At 61.1% G+C, this 22219-nt stretch carries 9 protein-coding genes and 1 riboswitch; of the genes, 3 read left to right on the forward strand and 6 right to left on the reverse strand.

The genetic code is table 11. The annotated features are described in order from the left end of the window. The first annotated feature begins 41 nt into the window (after window positions 1-41). The 3 genes from PVT68_RS09170 (at window position 42) to PVT68_RS09180 (ending at window position 14852) form a co-directional block, all read left to right on the forward strand. On the forward strand, window positions 42-10541 hold the full coding sequence (locus PVT68_RS09170) for an isopeptide-forming domain-containing fimbrial protein (protein ID WP_280322440.1): 10500 nt from the start codon (window positions 42-44) through the stop codon (window positions 10539-10541). Window positions 10542-10787: 246 nt separating this feature from the next. Beyond that, window positions 10788-12233 (forward strand): coniferyl aldehyde dehydrogenase, encoded by a 1446-nt coding sequence (locus PVT68_RS09175; protein WP_280322441.1) that lies wholly within the window; start codon window positions 10788-10790, stop codon window positions 12231-12233. A gap of 315 nt (window positions 12234-12548) precedes the next feature. Beyond that, complete coding sequence (locus PVT68_RS09180; protein WP_280322442.1) at window positions 12549-14852, forward strand: TonB-dependent receptor; 2304 nt, start codon at window positions 12549-12551, stop codon at window positions 14850-14852. A 60-nt stretch (window positions 14853-14912) separates the two neighbouring features. On the opposite strand, the gene cobO is transcribed toward PVT68_RS09180, so the two are convergent. From cobO to radA, 6 genes are all read right to left on the reverse strand, one after another. Continuing rightward, the gene (gene cobO / locus PVT68_RS09185) at window positions 14913-15536 is read right to left on the reverse strand and encodes a cob(I)yrinic acid a,c-diamide adenosyltransferase (protein WP_280322443.1); all 624 of its coding nucleotides are present in this window, start codon (window positions 15534-15536) and stop codon (window positions 14913-14915) included. 233 nt (window positions 15537-15769) lie between these two features. Further along, window positions 15770-17653 (reverse strand): TonB-dependent receptor plug domain-containing protein, encoded by a 1884-nt coding sequence (locus PVT68_RS09190; RefSeq protein ID WP_280322444.1) that lies wholly within the window; start codon window positions 17651-17653, stop codon window positions 15770-15772. 152 nt (window positions 17654-17805) lie between these two features. Beyond that, window positions 17806-18001, reverse strand: a riboswitch (cobalamin riboswitch). 19 nt (window positions 18002-18020) lie between these two features. Beyond that, on the reverse strand, window positions 18021-18806 hold the full coding sequence (locus PVT68_RS09195; protein WP_280322445.1) for an ABC transporter ATP-binding protein: 786 nt from the start codon (window positions 18804-18806) through the stop codon (window positions 18021-18023). Further along, entirely contained in the window at window positions 18803-19807 is a 1005-nt protein-coding gene (locus PVT68_RS09200) for a FecCD family ABC transporter permease (protein ID WP_280322446.1), read from the reverse strand. Before PVT68_RS09200 ends, PVT68_RS09195 begins: the two co-directional genes overlap by 4 nt. After that, complete coding sequence (locus PVT68_RS09205) at window positions 19791-20624, reverse strand: ABC transporter substrate-binding protein (RefSeq protein ID WP_280322447.1); 834 nt, start codon at window positions 20622-20624, stop codon at window positions 19791-19793. Before PVT68_RS09205 ends, PVT68_RS09200 begins: the two co-directional genes overlap by 17 nt. Before the next feature lie 21 nt (window positions 20625-20645). Then, the gene (gene radA / locus PVT68_RS09210) at window positions 20646-22040 is read right to left on the reverse strand and encodes a DNA repair protein RadA (protein ID WP_280322448.1); all 1395 of its coding nucleotides are present in this window, start codon (window positions 22038-22040) and stop codon (window positions 20646-20648) included. Window positions 22041-22219: the final 179 nt, after the last annotated feature.

The raw sequence follows: 22219 nt of genomic DNA on the forward strand, positions 1-22219 counted from the left end.
GCGGGAAAGCCGTGCAATATCGACAAGGAAAGAGGTATCCCATGGAGCTCAACGAGTTTTCCAGATCGTCCCTGGCCAAGGCCATCAACCTGCACGGCAGACAGCTCTCCAGTGTGCGCCGCGCGCTGGAGAAACGGGTTCTGCTGGATGCCACCATCGCCGCGGATGCCAGCCAGTCCCTCAGCCATGGGGACAGCGATAACGGGCCTGTGGACAGTGATGCAGGTCAACATGCCAAACAGGATCAGAGCGACAAGTCCGCCACTCAGTACGACGGCGACAAGCAAACCATCAACGGCACCGTGACTGATACGAATCAGCGCAACGAACTGGTAGTGATCGACCTGCAACTGGATCAGGCCCAGGCCCTGATCGACGACCTGTTGCAACAGGCCAGCGACGTCGTGCAAGGGGAAGATTCCCTGCAACTCACTATCGGCGATCGCGTTGTCACCCTGCTCACCCTGGACGCCAGCGACAGTCTGCAGACCGTAACGGACTTTTTGCAGGATGCCAGCGCACAAAGCGGCACCACCTTTGACGCCGTACACCTGATTTCTCACGGCGGCGCCGGCGGTATCGACGTGGGTGGGGAGCAACTGTCACTGGACTCCCTCAGCAGTGCGGGCGACGCCGGCAGCCACACGGCCCAGCTGCAAAACTGGGCCGCGAGCCTCAGCGCCGGTGCGGATATCCTGATGTACGGCTGCAATACCGGTTACAGCCTTACCGGGGAACATTTCATCCAGCAGGTTGCCGATCTCACCGGCGCCGATGTGGCCGCTTCCGATGACCCCACCGGCAGCGCCCTGCGCGGCGGCGACTGGGATCTCGAGCAGCAACAGGGCGAAGTGGAAACCGATATTGTTTTTTCCAAACTGCTGCAGGGCACCTGGGAAGGGTTGATGGTGGCGACGCCCTCGGCCACGGTGGATGCACCTGCCGAGGACTTTATCAACGAGTCCACCGATATCGGCTTTTCTTTTGAAAACGACGGCGACACAGAGGGCTATGGCCCGTTTATGGATATTGTCGCCGGCCCGGGGCTGGAGCTCGGCAGTGTCAGCGGTCTCGACGGCGCCTCGGTAATTACCTACACCTACGAAGACGGCCAGTGGGTAGACAGCGACGGCAATGTAGTGGAGTACCACCCCTACGACTTCAACCAGACCGGCGCCATTCCACTGCCCCCCGGTGAGGAAGGGGCCACCTGGTATGCGATTCAGCTGCCGTTCGGTTCGTTTTCGCCGGACCAGCCGTCGTTCGATTTCAATGTCTCCGCGATTCTCGATGAAGCCGCCGGCGCCCTTGTCGGGGTTCCGATTCCCATCTGGGTGCGCCCGGGCTTTGCCTACGGCAACGACCCGCTGAACAACCCGGATGTAGACCCGCCGATTATCGGCAACCCGATCGAAACGGAAATCACCCCCACCGTGATTGATGTAGATAAAGTCGCCCAGGACGGCGATGGCGATAACATTTCCATCGGTGATGATGGCGAAACCGTTACCGGCCCCAGTGAACCGGTGGTCTGGCAGGTGACGGTGGATATCGCCAATCTGTCGACGATCGAAAATCTCGTGGTCACCGAGGATGTTCCCAATAATTTCTACTACCAGACGGGTTCCGTTACGGTCACCGACGCCGCCGGCAATACCCTGGTGCCGGCTCCGGCTCCAAATGCAGATTACATCCTCACCGAGCCCCCTGCAGGCGCCAACAACGATGCGCAGCTGATCATCGAATTTCTCAACCCCATCCAAGGTACCGAAGACAGCAACGATATTGTCATCACCTATCGGGGCTACGTGCCGGCCTTCGATGCCGATGGCAATCCCATCGTGATCAACGATGGCGCCGACGATGTGGTGCGCAACACCGCCAGTGTCACCGGCGACTACCAGGACCAGACCGTCAGCGACGACGATGACGCCATCATCGTCGCCGTGGCCACCGCACTGCAGAAAGACGTTGCGATCATCGACCCCATCGGCGATACGGATTACACCCCGGGCGACACGGTGGAATACACCCTGACCCTGGAAATTTCCGACTATATGCAACTGGCGGATCTGGTGCTGACGGACAGTGTCGGCGATGGCATGGAAATCGATCCGGACTCTTTTTCCTTTGAACTGTTTGTGAACGGCGACAGCTTCGGACCAGGCGCTTTCGGCGACGGCAATGTAACGGTGACGGAAAATGCCGGTGACGGCAGTACCGATATCAGTATCGACCTGTCGCAAGAACTGATCGACCTCGGTATCAGTGCCGATGGCAGCCTGGACGGCGACATGTTTTCCGACAATGACATCGACGGCACCACCACCGTGGTGATCACCTATGAGGGCACCATCCGCGAGAACTATCTCGCCACCGGCGGGCCGGTAAACATTCTGGATGTCATCAACAACCAGTCCACCGTCACCGCGACCGATACCACCACCGGAGCCGAAGTCGACAACGAAGGTGATGCGAGCCTTACCATCGGCACGGCCAGTTCCAGCAAGAGCGTCTATGCCATTGACGACAGCACCGACCCCGACGATCTCACCGATATCGCCGTCGGCCAGACGGTAACTTTCGCCATTGATATCAACCTGTCCACCCTGGACAACAACGGTCTGGTGATCACCGACTACTTGCCGCAGCCGGTGTTCGATGCCGTGGCCCCTACTTTTACCGACACCGGTGAGGGCACCACCATCCCCGGCATCAATGAGTGGGGCTTCGGCCCCGACACCGACTTCGACAACTGGCCGGACGGCTATCTGGACGGAATCAACATCACCACCAGCGCCGACGACGGCAACAATTCCATCACCTGGAATTTCGACCCCATCGATCAGTTGGAGTCCATCGGCGGCCATGTGCAGCTGCTGTTTACGGTGCAGGTACAGGACCAGCCGTTTACCGACGGCCTGTTCCTGACCAACGTCGCCCAGGTCACCGTCAACGGCACCGATGAAACCCTCACCCTGCCGCCGGGCAATATTCAAATCGAAGTCGTATCACCGGATGTAAATGTCACCAAGGGCGTAGTCTCCACCGGCGTCGACGACGGCGGTGTGTTCGATCCGGAGCCCCCGGGGCCGGTGGATTTCGCTGATGCCGGTACAGATCCCGTTCCAGGCACGCCGCCCTGGGGCGTCCCCGTCACCAGCGGTGACCTGGACAACCTGCCAATCGATTCGAATCTCAGCGACGTGGACGCCGGCGACACGGTGCGCTTTGCCATTACCCTGGAAAATACCGGCGGTTCCGATGCCTTCAATCTGGTCATCAGCGACACCCTGCCGGACGGTTTCGAAATACCCCCGGACGGACTGAACCTGCAGGTCTACACCGGCGACGGCACCCAGATCGACTTTACCGGCAACCCGGAGGACCTGTTTGGCGGCGGTATCACCCTGGTCGATCCTTCCGCTGACGAGGGCGCACTGAATGAGGGCCGCGACCCGGATAGCGGCGACACCACCGATGGCAGCAACATCATCATCATCACCTACGACCTGATCGCCACCGACGCGGTACAGCCGGGCCAGGAAATCGAAAATACGGCACAGCTGGAACAGTATGGCGGCGTGGATGAGGGCAACGACTACACCGAGGGCAACTCCAACCTCAACTGGCAGGACGACGCCACCGTCACGGTGAAAGAAAACGCGGTGGACAAAGCCCTCTTAGGCACCAACATCGATGGCCCCAATAACGCCAACGACGAGGCGGTGATCGGCGAGGTGATCACCTACTCCCTGACCCTGACCATTGCCGAGGGGGTAACCCCGTCGGCCAGCGTCGTCGATACCCTGGACGACGGTCTGGTGTTTCTCGGTGTCACCAGTGTCACTTCCTCTTCCGGCGATATCGAAAATGGCAGTGACCTCCCCTGGGGCGAGAGCGACCTCAATGTCTCTACCAACGGCCAGCAGGTAACCTTCGACCTGGGCGACCTGGACAACATCAATCGCGATAACGCCGTCGACGAAACCATCACCATCGAATACGAGGTCCTCGTCGCCAACGACGTGGTGAACCAAAGCGGCGACCAGCTGAACAACAGCGCGCAGTTTATCTGGGACAGCACCGATGACGGCGTCGACAACCCCACCGTCAACGACACCGATTCGGCGGAGGAGGTGACGGTCATCGAGCCGGACCTGCAGGTGGACAAAACCCTGACCAACACCCCGCAGCCGATCGACGCGGGTGATACGGTCGAATACACCATCGTGATTTCACACACCGGGTTCTCCGATACCGATGCCTTCGACGCGACCTTTATCGATACCCTGCCACCAGAACTGACCAACGTCATACTGGTCAGTGCCGAACTGGACGGTGCGAGCGTCTTCGATCTGTTTGAGGTCAACGGCAATACCGTTCAAACGGCCCCGGACCAATCCTTTGACCTGCCCCAGGGCTCGACCCTGACCCTGGTAGTCCGCGCGGATGTGGTCAACGACGTGGTGCTCGGTTCGGTGGTCAACAACACCGCCACCGTCGACTGGGAAAGCATCGACGGCGATGACCCCAACGAGCGCACCGGCGAGGACGGCGCCGGTGGCGCACTGAATGATTACGAAACCGACGACAGTTTCCAGTTTACCGTGGCGACGGTGGAAGCCGGCAAAACCATCGTCAGCAGTTCGGTGGAGGATGAATACAACGGACTCACCGAAGCGGTGATCGGCGAAGAGGTCACCTATCAGGCCAGTTTCGAAGTCCCCGAGGGTGTGGTGATCAACGCCCAGATTCTGGATACCCTGCCGGCGGGGATGGAGTTCCTCAGCCTGGACAGCATCACGATCGGCGACGATATCGTCATTCAGAATGGCGGCTTCGGCGACCCGACCGTGGTCGTCAATCCCGACGGCACCACCAGTTTGGATTTCGGTTCCGCAACCGTCGAAAACGTCGGCACCGATGACGTCCCGGACATGATCACGCTCGTGTACACGGTGCGGGTCACCAACGTCGAGTCCAACCAGGCCGGTACCGAGCTGATCAACAACGCCCAGTTCATTACCGACAATGGCACTTCGGAAGCCTCCACCACCGTCACCGTGATCGAGCCGGTGCTGACCATCGACAAGAGCGCCAACATCACCAACGGCGACAACGGCGACGACGTCAGTTACACCATCACCATCACCAACCCGGACGACGGCAGCAGCACCACCGCCAACGACATCAGCTTCAGCGATCCGCTGCCCCCGGAGCTGACCAATATCACCTTCAGCGCGATGCTGCAGACTGCCGACAGCACCACCGATGTTTCCGGCTTCTTCGACATTGTCGCCGGCGAACTGGTGCTGGATCCGCAGGCAGAACTCGATCTGGATCCCGGCAGCGTGGTGACCATCACCGTCAACGGTACCCTCGCCAACACCATCAGCGGCGACACCATCACCAACGCCGCGGATGTGGACTGGACCAGCCTGGATGGGGACGATGACAATGAGCGCACCGGTGAAGGCGGCATCAACGATTACACTGCCAGTGACGACGTCGACATCACCGTGAACTCGCCGGAGATCGACAAGGTACTGGTATCGACCTCGCAGAACGACGACCTCAACGACGACACCGAGGCCACCATCGGCGAGATCGTCACCTTCTCGGTCACCCTGACCCTGCCGGAGGCGTCACTCACCGGCCAGCTCACCGATGTCTATGGCCCCGGGCTCGAATTTCTCGATCTGGTCAGCGTGACCGCGAGCAACCCCGACGCCATCGACTACAACCCGGACGACATCGTTGTTACCGACGACCCGGCCAACAACACCGTGAGTGTCGACTTCGGCACCATCGTCAATACCGATACCGACAACAGCACCGACGAAACCATCACCTTCACCTTCCGTGCGCGGGTTGCCGATATTCCCTCCAACGTGGACGGCACCACCCTCACGGATGAAGCCACCCTGGATTACGACACCGACGGCGACGGCACCCCGGATACCAGCATCAGTGACGACGCCACCGTGGACGTGGTGGAACCGCTGCTGGATCTGGACAAGGAATTGCTGAGCGACACACCGCTCACCCTGGGCGGTATCGCCACCTACCAGATCACCCTTCAGCTGGATCCCGACAGCGGCGCCAATGCCTACAACGTCACCATCGAGGACGCGCTGCCGCCATACCTGTCCGCGGTGGAGAATGTGCAGATCGACGTGGCTGGCGGCTCGCCCACCATCGTCGACAATTCCACCGCCAACCTGCTGTCGCTGGATATCAGCGAGATCGATCCCAACACCGTCATCACCATCACCGTCGATGCGCGGGTAACCACTGACCCCTCCGCCGTGGGCCAGACCACCACCAACCTGGTGGAAGGCGAATACACCAGCCTCGACACCCCCGAGGGCGGCGATGACAGCGACATCGAGCGGGAGTATGAAGTCGATGACGAAGTCACTGCGGAGATCGGTGCAGTGGACCTGGTGGTCGACAAGGATGACGGCGGTATTACCGCGGTGCCTGGTGGCGATATCGTTTACACCATCGACTATGAAAACGCCGGCAATATCGACGCCACCGGCGTGGTCATCACCGAATCCCTGCCGGAATATGTGACCTTCGATCCCGCCGCCAACCCCGGCTGGGTGTTGAATGGCGATACCCTGACCTATGACATCGGCGACCTGGCCGCCGGTGAAACCGGCAGTATCGAGCTGGTGGTTACCGTCATCGATCCGCTGCCCACAGGCGTCGAGGAAACCAACAACACGGTTTCCATCGACGGCGACGAAAGCAACGGCACCGATCCAACCCCCGACAACAATATCGACACAGACGTCACCCCACTGGAAGCCGCACCGGATTATGTGATCGACAAGATCGAGAACTTCGAGGATCCGGCCAACCCCGGCGACACCATTTCCTGGACCATTGAAGTCACCAACGAAGGCAATCAGGACGGTACCGGCGTAGTGGTCACCGACTCCCTGCCGGACACCAGCCTGTTCAATAATTTCACCGCCAGCGACGGCGGTGTTATCGACCTGGGCGCGGGTACCGTCACCTGGGAAATTGGCGACATGGCGGTTGGCGACAGCTACACCTTCACCCTGAGTGCGGTGGTCAACGAATCGGTGCCCACGGATATTCCCACCCAGATCAACAGTGTGGTGGTGGAAGATGACGGCACCAACGGCGAGGACCCGACCCCGGACAACAACCGCGACGACGAAGACTTCGACATCGCCTATGTGGATCTCGCCATCGACAAGGACGATGCCGGCGTGACCGTCGAACCCGGCGATACCCTGGTCTACACCCTGGATTACGCCAACAACGGCACCGCCGATGCCACCGGTGTGGTGATCACCGAATCCCTGCCGGAATACGCCACCTTCGATGCCGGCAGCTCCACCGCCGGCTGGATCGACAACGGCGACGGCACCTTCAGCTTCGAGGTCGGCGACCTCGCCGCCGGGGAAACCGGCACCGTCGAGTTCGCGGTGATCATCGACGATCCCATCCCCAGCGGCGTGGAGGAAACCAGCAACACCACCAGCATCACCGACGACGGCGACCACGGCCCGGACCAGAATACGGAAGACAATGACGACGATGAGGTAACGCCCATCGACGGGCGCCCGGATTATGTGATCGACAAAATCGAGCTGTTCGATGACCCCGCCGCCCCCGGGGAAACTATCAGCTGGGATATCGTGGTCACTAACGAAGGCAACCAGGATGGCACCGGCGTCGTGGTCACCGACACCCTGCCCACCGGCGACTTTTTTGATGCCGGCTTTATTGCCAGCGATGGCGGCATCGTGGATCTGGATGCCGGCACCGTGACCTGGAATATCGGCGACCTCGCCGCCGGCGACAGCGTCACCCTGACCCTGACCACCACCGTCAATGAAGATGTACCGCCGGTGCTGCTGCCCACCCAGGTTAACTCGGTGGAAGTCACCGACGACGGCACCAATGGGGAGGACCCGACCCCGGAAAACAATCGCGACGACGAAGAATTCGACATTACCCTGGTGGACCTCGCCATCGCCAAGGACGACGGCGGCATCACCACCACCCCGGGCGGCTCGGTTACCTACACACTGCAGTATGCCAATATCGGCGGGTTTGATGCGGAAGACACCGTCATCACCGAGACGCTGCCGGACAACGTGACCTTCGATGCGGCCAACTCCGATCCGCGCTGGGTGGATCAGGGAGACGGCACACTTACCCTGGATCTCGGCACGGTGGCGGCCGGTGAAAACGGCAGCGTCACCTTTACCGTGATCGTCGACGACCCGCTGCCCGCCGGTGTAGAGGAAATACTGAACGAAACCGAGATTGACTATGGCGGAGGCAATGGCCCGGATCAGAACCTGAGCAACAACACCGACGATGACACCACCCCGGTCATCGCCCAGCCGGATTATGTGATCGACAAGATCGAGAATTTCGACGACCCCGCCCACCCCGGTGACACCATCGAGTGGACCATCGAGGTTAGCAACCAGGGCAACCAGGACGGCACCGGCGTAGTGGTGACCGACACCCTGCCGGATACCACCCTGTTCAGCGAATTTACCGCCAGCGACGGCGGCGTGATCGACCTCGCGGCGGGCACCGTGACCTGGGACATCGGCGACCTGGCGGCGGGCGAATCCCTGACCTTCACCCTCACCGCGGTGGTGAGCGATTCGGTGCCCACGGATATCCCCACCCAGACCAATACCGTGGTGGTGGACGACGACGGCAGCAACGGCGAAGACCCGACCCCGGACAACAACCGCGACGACGAAGATCTGGATATCACCTATGTGGATCTCGCCATCGACAAGGACGATGGTGGCGTGGACGGTGACAACCCGGCGGAACCCGGCGACACCATCACCTACACCCTGGATTACGCCAACAACGGCACTGCCGATGCCACCGGTGTGGTGATCACCGAAAGCCTGCCGGACTACGTCACCTTCGACCCCGCCGACAACCCCGGCTGGGTACTGGACGGCGATACCCTGACCTTTGATATCGGCACCCTCGCCGCCGGTGAAACCGGCTCGGTCACCCTGGTGGTCACCGTCATCGACCCGCTGCCCGCCGGCGTGGAGGGCACCAGCAACAGCGCCAGTATCGAGGACGACGGCAATGTCGGCCCGGATCAGAATCTGGTGGACAACAAGGACGACGAAGTCACCCCCATCGACGGTCGCCCGGACTATGTGGCGGAGAAAACCGAGAACTTCGAGGACCCGGTCAACCCCGGCGACCCGGTGTCCTGGACCATCGAAGTGCGCAATGAAGGCAACCAGGACGGCACCGGTGTGGTAGTCACCGACAGCCTGCCGGACACCAGCCTGTTCACCAATTTCAGCGCCAGCAACGGTGGCGTGATCGACCTCGCTGCCGGCACTGTCACCTGGAACATCGGCGACCTGGCGGTAGGTGACAGCGTGACCCTGAGCGTCTCCGCGGTGGTGAGCGACAGCGTGCCCGCCAATGTCGGCCCGCAGACCAATACCGTGGTGGTGGACGACGATGGCAGCAACGGCCTCGACCCGACCCCGGACAACAACCGCGACGACGAGACCCTGGAAATCGAGTTCGTGGACCTGTTTGTGGACAAGGACCACGGCGACGCCGAACCCGGCCCCACCGACACCCTGGTATACACCCTGAGCTACGGCAATCTCGGCACCGCCGAGGCCAATGGCGTAGTGATTACGGAAACGCTGCCGCCGAACACCAGCTTCGATGCCGCCAACTCCAGTTCCGGCTGGGTGCAAAATGGCGACACCTTCACCTTTGACGTCGGCACCCTGGCCGCGGGGGAAACCGGCAGCGTCACCTTTGCGGTCACCATCGACTATCCCCTGGACGCCACGGTGCAGCAGATCGACAACACCGCGGTAATCACCGACGACGGCGGCCACGGGCCGGACCAGGACCTGGAAAACAACCGCGACGACGATGTCACCGACCTGTTCAACCCCGGCCCCAATGTGGACAACATCACCCTGTCCCGGCTGTACCCGGAGTACATCTACCCGCCGCGGGAATGGGAGCGCCAGGCCCCGGAAATGCACGGCCGCCTGATCTCCAGAGAAACCCAGGACGTCACCGCCAACCTGCAGGGCGGGCGCAACGGCAACCACTTCGACCCGGCCTTCGGCACCACAGACGGCCACCGCTACCCCAACGACTGGTCGCAGGTATTCCGCAACGACCTCAGCATCGAGACCGGTGCCGCGGGCAGTTCTGGTGAACCATCCAGCCCGCTGGAAATGGATGGGGACTTTGGCCGCTACCGCGCCAACTCCCTGTTCGGCGACTTCGAGCGCCCCGCCGCCAGCCCCGAATTGCCGAGCAGCCCGGACATGGCCCCGGTCCCCGAGCCCCTGCCGGCGCCACTGCAGGAGGAGCCCGTCAACCTGATCATGGAGCGCCACCCGATGCAGCAGCAGTTGGACGACATCGCCCGCGAGCTGAGTGAAGCGCGGGTATCGCCCCTGCTCGCCGCTTTGGCCGCGCTCACCGCCGAGGAAACCGGAACCGTCACCAGGAAATAACCACGACAGCGCCGGCGGGCGACGCAAAATGTCAACCGTCTGGCCAGTTCGGTCAATTCCCACCGCAGCGGATACCGTATGCTGCTGCGGTGGGCACCTCATATCGCCTTTATCCCATTGCGAAATCCGTCCGCAATCGTCCAGAGTGTGAAGAAAAGCCCGCGTACAATCGGCTTTCGACCGTGGCCATTCGCGCACTGTCGGACAAGTGAATACAACAATCGAACATCCAGTCGAGCCAGAAGCATGACCGAGATCGCCGCTCCCGTAGAAAACCATCAGTCCCAGGCCCTGTCATCGCTGTTGCACGCACAGCGCCAGGCCTACCTCGCCAACCCCGCGCCGGACCGCGAACAGCGGATCAACGACCTCAAGGCGCTGGCGCGAATGATCCGCGAACACCAGGATGAACTGGTACAGGCGGTGAGCCGCGACTATGGCAACCGCTCTCAGCACGAGACCCTGTTCGCGGAAATATTCCCTGCCCTGGACAGCATCAAGGACACCATCAAGCGACTGAAAAAGTGGATGAAACCACAGCGTCGCCATATCGACATCACCGCCTTCCCCACCTCGTCGGTAAAAGTGATTCCGCAGCCGTTGGGCGTAGTGGGCGTGATCGTGCCGTGGAACTTCCCCATCAACCTGTCCTTCGGCCCGCTGATCAATATCTTCGCCGCCGGCAACCGCGCGATGGTGAAAATGTCGGAGAACTCCCGCAATCTCACCGCGCTGTTGAAGCGCATCAGCGGCGACTATTTCCCCGAGAGCAAGCTGGTATTTATCGAGGAAAGCGGTGGTGTGGGCATCGAGTTTTCCACCCTCAAGTTCGACCACCTGATCTTCACCGGCTCCGGCACCACCGGCCGCAAGGTCATGGCTGCCGCCGCCGCCAACCTGGTTCCGGTTACCCTGGAGCTGGGCGGCAAGTCCCCGGCCATTGTCGGTCCCGATTTTGATATCGACAAAGCGGTCGAGCGCGTACTTTTCTGGAAACTGTTCAACGCCGGCCAGATCTGCACCACCGTCGACTACCTGTTATTGCCGGAAGACAAGGTGGAAGCCTTTGTCGAAAAGGCCAAGCAAATCTTCAAACAGCGCTACCCGGATATCCAGCACCCGGACTACACCTCGGTGATCGACGAGCGCTCCTTTCAAAGAATCTGGCAGACCCTGGATGACGCAACGCAGAAAGGCGCCACTGTCATCGATCTTACCGATGGCCAGGGCCAGCGGGACGACCCGCTGAAAAAATTCCCCGCGCATCTGCTGATTGATGTCAGCGAAGAAATGGATGTGATGAAGCGGGAAATCTTCGGTCCACTGCTGCCGATCAAGACCTACAAAAACCGTGAGGAAGTGGCCGCGTACATCAACAATGGCGACCGCCCGCTGGCGATCTATCCGTTCACCAACGACAAATCCCTGCGGGATTACTACATCGACCATGTAATGTCTGGCGGTGTGAGTGTGAACAACGCGGTGCTGCATGTAGGCCAGCACGATATTCCCTTCGGTGGCGTGGGCGAAAGCGGCATGGGTCACTATCACGGCTACGAAGGTTTTATCACCTTCTCCAAACTGCGCCCGGTGTTCTACCAGGGGCCCCTGGATCCACTGAAGTTCTTAATGCCGCCATACGGCAAGCTGGCGGATAAGATGATGAAGTTGATGTTGCGGCTGACCAGGTAAACCCACCACGCTTCCGATACGTAAATCTCCACGTGAAGGCATAGTGCCCGGCACTTTGCCTTCACGTCTCATTTCAGAGAATCTTCCCTGCTCACTCGACACTACAAAATTGCGATATAAGCGTATTTTTTGTAGGGTTTTCTCCAGAGATTAGCCATACCGGCGCTCTTTTTTCTGGACTCTTTTTCCCAAGAGCCTCCAGCACCATTGCGGCGATGCAACATCGTCGTGCATACCGGGCACTGTCGCCCGCCATCTTATCGCGCACACCAATACGGATATTTGCGGAACTCGCGCGATCACAAGGAGAAAAAAATGTCTGCAAACTATCGCAGCAATCATCACCACTCTGACGCAGTATCAACAGCAGAAACAACACCAATAACAGCACCACGAACAATACCAGCACCAATAAAAGCACTGCTTACCCGGCGCACCCTGTTAGCCAGCGCCATTGCCCTCACCGCCACACTCGGCACCGTGCCTACCCTCGCCCAGCAGTCCGTACTGGAAGAAGTCACTGTCACCGCACAGAAACGCGAGCAGTCGATGCAGGACGTTTCCGTCGCGGTCAGCGCCTTTTCCGGCGACGCCATCGACAAAATGGGCTTTGAGGAAGGACTGGATATTACCCAGCAGGTGCCCAACATGAACTTCTTCGCCATCTTCGGCGAAGCCTCCAGTCCCTCCGTCAGCCTGCGCGGTATCAGTTTGGTGAATTTCTCCGACTCCTGGGAATCTCCGGTTTCCATATACGTGGACGACGTCTATCGCGGCAATCCCGCCGGCTCCGCGATTCAACTCTTCGACCTTGAACGGGTAGAGGTGCTGCGCGGCCCCCAGGGCACCCTCTACGGCCGCAACACCACCGGTGGCCTGGTGCACTACGTTTCCCGCAAGCCCACCGACGAGTTTGCAGCCAGTGCCAGTGCCAGTTACGGCAGCTATTCCGAACGCATTCTCGAAGGCACCGTCAGCGGGCCACTCAGTGAACATATTCGCGGTCGCGTCGCCATCAAAAGCACGAACAACGATGGCTGGCAGACCAATACCGTCACCGGCGACAAGCTCAACGATACCGACAGTTTTGGTTACCGCACGCAACTGGAGTTTGACCTCAGCGATAGCGGCAGCCTGTTGCTGAACGTGCATGGCAGCGAAGCCGATCAGCAGTCCGTGGGCTTTGCCCATATGGGCTACCTGGAAGAAGCGGTGGAGGGTGCGAACAAATGTTCCGTGGCGGCCATCCACAACGGCGCCTGCACCAGCGCCTCCTTCGGACTCACCGGCATCCAGGCCACCGACGGCAAATACGGCCCGGAATATGTTGCCAGCGGCGCCGCGGATGGTCTGGCAACCAAAATTGACACCTTCGGCAGCTCCGCCACTCTCAGCTGGGATTTCGACAGTTTCAGCCTCACTTCCATCACCGCCTATGAAGAACTGGACAAGTTCCTGCAGGACGACGGTGACGGCACCGCCATCGTCTGGTTTGACGAGCAGTATGCGGTGGATGCGGAACAGTACACCCAGGAAGTCCGCCTCAACGGCAGCTCCGAAACCACGAATTGGGTAACCGGTTTTTACTACTACAAGGACGACCGCGGCCTGGTCACCGAGGCGCCAACCACCGCAGACGGCCTCTGGCACCGGGAGATCGTCACCCTCGACAGCGCATCCTGGGCGCTGTTTGGCCAGCTGGAATACGATCTCTCCAGCACCCTGACCCTGGTGAGCGGCCTGCGCTATACGGAAGAAGAGCGGGACTTTACCCAGGATGCCGGCCCCAGTTTTTACGAGGATGCGGTCGACACCAGCAAAGACCTGAGCGACAACGCCACCACCGGCCGCATCGGCCTCGACTGGCGCCCGGCGCCGGACACCCTCGCCTACGCCAGCTATTCCACCGGTTTCAAGAGCGGCGGCTTTTCCGGCAGCTACAACCGCAATGACCTGGCCACCGACCCGGTGGGTGCGGAAAATATCGATAACTTCGAGCTGGGCCTGAAAACCACCATCGCCGATGTCTATCGACTGAACGCCGCCGCCTTCCATTACACCGTGGAAGACTATCAGGCACAGGTATTTATCAGTGTGGCGGAAGGCAGTGTGATCACCAACGCCGGCGATGTCACCGGCACCGGTGCCGAGGTGGAACTGACCGCGCCGATTACGGACAACTTTGAAGTCATCGCCGGCGCCGGCTGGCTCGATACCGAATTCGATTCGGAGCAGATTTTCCAGGTCGCCGAAGATGCGTACACCCTCGACGGCAATGAACTGCCCTCCGCACCGGGCTTTACCTACAACCTGATGGCCCGTTACTACATAGGCCTCGGCGGCAACGGTGAGCTGGTTTTCCAGGGCGACTACGCGTGGCAGGACGATCACTACTTACAGATCGAAAACGACCCCTATTCGAAACAGACCGCCTATGGTCTGGCCAACGCCAAGGTCAGCTGGCACTCCCCCAATGACACTTACAGTGTCGAAGCCTTTGCCAGAAACCTTACCGACGAGGAATATTTCACCTACCAGAATACGCTGGGAGCGGACTGGGGTTACGGTGTCTGGGGCCAGCCCCGCACCGCCGGCCTCCGGGTGAACTGGAAAATGTGATACTCCCGGGAGCGCGGCGCAAGCCGCGCTCCCCCCTCCCATTTCCCTGTCCGTTGTAATTCACCATTCCACGCCCTTGCGCGCAGAAATACCATGTTCAAACGCGTGCTTGTGGGATTTCATTTCCGTCACCGTATCCGCAATATCCAGCAGATACGGTTTGGCCCCTCGCCCGGTAATAATCACACTCTGTTCCCGTGGCCGGTTGTGTATGGCTTCGATCACTTCCGCCTTGTCCAGCCATTTGTAATTCAGCGCGTAGGTGAGTTCATCCATCACCACCAGATAGACGCTGTCATCCGCCAGTGCGGCCTTCAGTTTTTCCCACACCGCCTGCGCCGCCGCCTTGTCCGCCTCGAAGTCCTGGGTTTCCCAGGTGAAGTCGGTGCCCATCTCAAACCACTGCAGCGGGTATTGCTCGGGCGGCAATTGGCTCAGCAGGTTTTTCTCGCCACATTCCCACACCCCCTTGATAAATTGCCCCACCACCACGTTGTAGCCGTAACCCAGTGCGCGGGTCACGGTGCCCATCGCAGCAGTGGTCTTGCCTTTGCCATCACCGGTGTACACGATGACGATACCGCGCTCTTCCAGCGCCTTGGCGACACCGGCATCGACGATTTCCTTGCGCGCCTGCATGCGTTTTTTATGGCGATTTTGTTTGTTGTTTTCGGGTTCAGACATAACGATCAACCAATACATTTTACCGAAGCATAACAGCTAACGGAGTGCAGGAATTTCCGAGGGATAAGCGCACTGGCGGCCCGGTATGCAACGATTGCCGGCAGGTTGTGGAGTATCGGGCCGCCAGTGCGCGCCCGCGGGACGAAAAATATTTTTGGGAAGTTGTGGGACGGGAAATGGAGGGCGGGCCTTCGCGGCCCGCTTGCGGAGCTGGAGCTCCGCGCTCCCGGGGATCAGTTCAGGTTGAACTGGATTCCGGCATACACTGCCGCGCCCGTCGTATAGTAGCCCGCGACTTCACGATAATCCTCGTCGAGCAGGTTTTCCCCGCGCACACTGAAGCTGACGCGCTGGTTGAGTCGATACATGGCCGTCAGGTCAAAGCGGTTATAGCTGTCCAGCTGTTCCGGGTCGCCACCAAATACCAGCGCCGGACTCTGGCGATCCGCCACATGGCGCAGGTTGCCCGACAATGTCAGAGCGTCCCCAAACAGCGCGTAGCTGCCGCCCAGATTGTAGACTTCCTGTGCCACATTCAGACGCTGCTCACCGGCACTATCGGTGCTGTCGAGCCAGGTACCGTTGGCATACCAGCGACCGGCTTCGCCGATGTTGCCCGCCAGGGACAGCTCCACCCCTTCAGAATCGCTGTCACCATCGTCCTGCGCGTAGGCGCCCCAGCCGGTGCCCAATCCGTTGACGTACACAATGGCATCGGTGACCGTCTGCTGGAAGGCCACCAGCTCCAGCTGCAACAGCTCTGCATAACTGTACTCCAGGCCCAGCTCGTAACCGCGGCTGGTTTCCGGCCCCACCGGCGCGGCGCCGCCAATCAGGTTGGTGGAAACCTCGTAGGGGCTGGGCGCGCGGAAGCCGGTGCTGGCGCTGGCGCGGTACTTGATTTGCTGGTTGTCCCCGATCAGCTGCGGCAGTGCGGCGGAAATCCGCCAGCTGTTGTGATCCTGATCTTCCAGGCTGTCGCGGCGAAAACCGACGCTGTAAAAAACCTTGTCCGCCAGGTCCGCACGCCACTCGCCGTAGAGCCCGACAATATCGATTTCCTGGGTGGTACCGGCGGATTCGTAATTCTGGCGATCCAGATCGGCGCCCCAGGTGAAGGCACCCCCGGCCAGCGCGCGGCTACCGATATAGTTCAGTTCGGTAATACTGCCTTCCATGGTGTAACTGCTGGTGCCCGCAGAGAAGCTTTCCCGTTCGAGTGCCTGTTCGGACAGGGAGACCTTGTGATCGGCACCCGCGGCCAACAGGTTTGCGCCCAGCTGATAGCTGGTCTGGGTATAGTCATCCAAACAGTCGTTGATCACATCCCAGCCCAGGTAGCAGCCGTCGAACCCGGTTTCCGCCTCGGTCTGGCGCACCTGTGCTTCTACGGACAGGCGCTCGCTGAAGGCATAGCCAACGCCGGCGCTGGCGGTCTGGTTGTCGTAACCGTCGCGCTCGCCGCTGGTGTCCGCGACCCGCGCGTTGAAGCCGTCGCTGTTCAGCTGGCTCAGGTTCAGCCGATAATTCCAGCCGCCCTGCTCGCCGCGTGCCGCCAGCTGCGTGCGGTCGGTGTTGTAACGACCGGTTTCCGCAAACAGCTGCAGCTCCAGCGGCTGTTTGGCGCGCCTGGTGATGATATTGATCACACCGCCGGCACCGGCGCCGTACATCATGCCCTGGGGACCGCGCAAAACCTCGATGCGCTCGACATCGCCCGCCAGCAGATGCTGAAACTGTGCGGTGACCTGGGTATTGGTAGGATCCGCCACATTGACGCCGTCCAGCAGTACCAGGGTGCGCGCGCCGGATTCACCGCGCACATAGACGTTGCTCACTTTTCCGAGACCGCCATTGTTGCTGACGGAAATCCCCGGCAGGGTTTTGACCACGTCCAGCAAGGTGCTGTAGCCGAGCTTTTCAATATCCGCCGCGGTGAGTACGGAGACGGAAACACCGCTCTCGGCGCGAGGAATTTCTACCCGGCTGGCAGTAACGGTGATCTGTTCAAGGTTATTTTCCGCGGCGAGCGCGGACTGTGCCACCAGCGCGAGTGCGCAGGAAAGACCCGAACGCCTGAACACACCTGCAGGCATGTAAGAAAAATATGGATGCATGAGAACCCCAATCTGAAAAATGATCGATTGAGGGAGGGGAATACAAGGGCGAGAGAAAAGAGCGGCGGGCGAAAACCAAAACAGGACAAACCCCAGTTGGCATAAACCCAAAGTGCCGCAAACAAGCCCAGACAAAGCCCTCCGCTTTATCGCTATATGGATTGCCTGAGGCCGGTATCGGGCTTAGCGCTCTCTGCAGCAAGCAGACAGCACATCACCGTTGCGGGGGCAGCGCCGGATTGAGCCAGTTGTTGTGAACAAGCGATCACCGGACTTCCCGTTTAACCCAGCCAAGCAAGCCGCTTGTGGCGGCGAGTGCTGCTGGGCACCTGAAGCGGGCGGGATTATAGCGGATTGCCGGGCGGGACTACAGCAGGTCGCCGGCGATGAATTCGGCGCGACCGTCGCGCCAACGGAATTCGCTGTGGATACCGTACACTTCGCCGACCCGGGCCGGGGTCAGCACCTGCTCGGGCGTACCTTCCGCAAACAAGCGCCCGCCCTGCATCAACAGGAGTCGGTCACAGTAGCGCGCCGCGAGGCCCAGATCATGCAGTGCCAGCACCACGGTTTTGCCGCTGTCCGACTGCTGGCGGAAGGTCTGCATCAGCTGCAACTGGTGGCGGATATCCAGGGCGGCACCCGGCTCGTCGGCAATCAGCAGCGGGGCATCGCCGACCAGCAGTCGCGCCAGCTGTACCCGCCGCAGCTCGCCACCGGAAAGATGCGTTACCTGCCTGAGCGCCAGTTCGGTGGCATCGACCTGCGCCAGGGCCCGGGCAACCCGTTCCCGCACCGCTGTCCTGCTGATGGCCCGCCCCCAGGGCAACAGACCCAGCGCCACCAGGTCTTGCGCCGCCATACTCCAGGCCGGCACCTCCTGCTGCGGCAGGAAGGCACAGCGCCGCGCGCGCTCCGCTACCGGGATACCCGCCAGCGCGCGGACTCCCAGGGATACCTCGCCAGCGCTCGGTGGCAGGAGTCCGGCGAGCACACTCAGCAGACTGCTTTTACCGGCGCCATTGGGACCGATGACCGCGGTCAGCTCGCCCGGGCGGATGTCGCAGTGGACATCGTCCAGCACCGGCCGGCGATCGCGCGTCAGTGCCAGTGCGTTGCAGCGCAGTACCACAGGAAGTTCCTGTTCAGTCACAAGCGCATCTCCCGCCGCCCGCTGACGATCAACCAGAAAAAGAACGGGGCGCCGATAAACGCGGTGACCGCACCGATGCGCAACTCCTGGGTACCCACGGTGTTGAGCACCAGCACATCCGCCAATTGCAGCAACAGGGCGCCGGCGAGGGCGCTCGCCCACAACAGGCGTCCGGGGTCCTGCGCCACCAGCGGACGCATCAGGTGCGGCACTACAAGACCGATAAAACCGATGGTGCCCGCCACCGCAACGGAACTGCCCACGGCAAAGGCGATACCGAACAGCACCAGTAATGGGTAACGCCGACCGGCAAAGCCGAGGGACGCGGCACTGGCCTCGCCGAGGGACAGCGCGCGCAGATAATTACGTGAGAGAAACAGCAGTACCGCGCCCACGGCAATAAACGGCAGCGCCAGCAACACCTGGTCCCAGCCGCGGTTGGCCAGGGACCCCAGCAACCAGAAGACGATTTCCTGCATCGCAAACATGCTCGGCGCATAGTTGAGGGCCAGCGCCATCAGCGCCGACAGAAATGCATTGATGGCCACCCCGGCCAACACCAGCCGACTGGCACTAGCGCCGCGTCCCGCCAGCAACCACACACAGCCCACCGCCAACAGGGCGCCGACAATCGCCAGTAGCGGCAGCGCCATGCCACTCGCCACACCACTGACCAGGGTTCCGTAATACAGCACCAGTATCGCCGCCAGTGCCGCGCCACTACTCACCCCCAGCAGGGCCGGTTCCGCGAGGGGGTTGCGCAACATGCCCTGCATCGCCGCGCCGCCCATACCCAGCGCCGCACCCACCAGTAATGCGAGCGCCGCGCGCGGCATCCGCAATTGCCACAGGATCACCGCGTCACTGCTGTTCCCGCGCCAGCCGGCGAACAGCGCGGCGGGCAGGTCGATGGCGACCGGTCCACTGGACAGCGCCGCCACCACCGCCACCGGCAGCGCCACCAGTAACAGAGCGATAACCGATTTATTCCGCGTCGACAATTTCTGCTCTCTTTGCATTCAGTTGTTGCAGTACGTCCACCACCGCCAGCGCCGGGCAATACCCCAGCTGTTCCGGCAGCCGATAAGTGCGCCCGCGGTCGATATAGCGTTTCAGCACCGGGTGGCGCTCCGCCAGGTGGGCAATGGCAAAGTCCTGCGCGCCGCCGTAAAACACCAGCAGGTCCGGTTCCAGCGCGATCACCTGCTCCAGGCTCACGCGCCCCAGCTGGTTGACCCCGGCAGCCATCGCCAGGTTGGTAAATCCGGCGCGGGTCAGCAGCTGGTGTTCCAGCATGCCACTGCCGTAGGTAATGTTATTGGCGGACAGGATCAGGGCGCGGGGATGATTGACTGTTGTGCTTTCCGCGGGTGGCTCCAGTAACAGTGCGGACAGCTGTCTTTGCTGCGCCAGCAATGGCGGCAGCGGACCGAGCGCCGCAACCAGCGCGGCCAACTGGGACTGCAGTTGTTCGAGACTGTAGGCATCGGGAATCCGCACCACGGAGAACCCCAGTTGCTCCAATCGCGCGGCCGCGCGCTGGGCGCCAAATTGTCCGGTCAGCACCAGGTCCGGCTTGAGTGGCAGCAACTCTTCCGCCTGCGCGCGATTGCGGTACACATGCTCGGGAATCGGCGCCTTGCGATACTGCGGCTGATCGGAAAGCCAGGTCACCGAGACAATCTGCTCTGGCGGCAGCCAGTTGAGGATGACCTGGTCCATACACAGGTTGAGCGACGCCACCCGCTCGGCGCCCGAGGCGGGTACAGTGCCGGCCAGCACACACAGTAACCATACCGCCTGCCAGAGCGTTTTCATCCTTCCCTGGTAGCGCATCAATCAAGCCATATCCAGTGCGTTCAGCGCTTCGGACAGGGTTTTGACCGCTATCACCTGCATGCCTTCGATATCGGTTTTGAGGCGGTTGGCCGCGGGCACGATGGCTTTGCGGAAACCGTGCTTTGCCGCTTCCCGCAGGCGCTCCTGGCCGGAGGGCACCGGGCGGATTTCTCCGGCAAGACCCACCTCGCCAAAAATCATCATGTCGCGGTCGAGGGTACGATTGCGGAAACTGGAGACGACGGCCATCAGCAGGGTGAGGTCGGCGCTGGTCTCCATCACCTTGACCCCGCCGACCACATTGATAAACACATCCTGGTCGCCAACCAGCACACCGCCGTGACGGTGCAAAACGGCCAGCAGCATGTTCAGGCGGTTCTGGTCCAGCCCCACCGCCACCCGGCGCGGGTTACCCAGGCTGCTGTCATCCACCAACGCCTGCAGTTCCACCAGCAGCGGGCGCGTGCCCTCCCACACCGAAGTCACTACCGAGCCCGCCGCAATTTCGTCGGCACGCTGCAGGAAGATCGCCGAGGGGTTGGAGACTTCTTTCAGGCCCTGCTCGGTCATCGCGAACACCCCAAGCTCGTTCACTGCGCCAAAGCGGTTTTTGTGCGCGCGCAGGGTGCGGAAGCGGGAATCGTGGGTACCCTCGAGCATGATGGAGCAATCGATGATGTGCTCCAGTACTTTCGGACCGGCGAGGCTGCCGTCTTTGGTCACATGCCCCACTAGAATCAGCGCGGTACCGGTCTGTTTGGCAAAGCGGGTCAGGTAGGCGGCACTCTCTCGCACCTGTGCCACCGAGCCCGGTGCGGACTGCACCTCGGCCATGTGCATGACCTGGATGGAGTCCACCACCATGACCTTGGGTTTTACTTCACCGGCGGTGAGGCAGATCTGCTCGACATTGGTCTCGGACAACATCTGCAGGTGGTCCGCCGGCAGCCCCAGGCGCTTTGCGCGCATCGCCACCTGCTGCAGGGATTCCTCACCGGTCACGTACAGCGCCGGCAGGTTTTGCGAAAGGTGACACAGGGTCTGCAGCAGCACGGTGGATTTACCGGCACCGGGATGCCCGCCAATCAACACCACCGACCCGGGCACCAGCCCACCGCCCAGCACCCGATCCAGTTCGCTGGCATTGGTGGGGATACGGGGCAGCTCGCTGAGGTCGATCTCGGAAAGCTTCTGCACCTTACCCTGCCCCGCAGCACCGGCGTAGCCGGCCTGGGCATCGGTAAAGTTGGCCGAGCGACTGTCCGTGTGCGCCGGCCCCAGCCGCACTTCACTCAGACTATTCCAGGCCCCGCAGGCACTGCACTGGCCCGCCCATTTGCTGTAGTCGGCTCCGCATTCATTACACACAAATGCGGTTTTGGATTTTTTGGCCAAGGTGTGTCTCTCAGTTCTTGGTACGGTGGTATCAGCTCTTTTCTGGCTTTGTGGCGGTGCCGCTATCGGGTGTGAACTTCTACCCGGGACCGTCTGCGGCCAGGACAGCCGCAGCCGAGCCCCCAGGAATGGGTTCACGGCGTGTCCCGGGGAGAAGATCCCGGTCAAGGCGCCCGGAG

This window comes from Microbulbifer bruguierae (assembly GCF_029869925.1).
GTDB lineage: Bacteria > Pseudomonadota > Gammaproteobacteria > Pseudomonadales > Cellvibrionaceae > Microbulbifer > Microbulbifer bruguierae.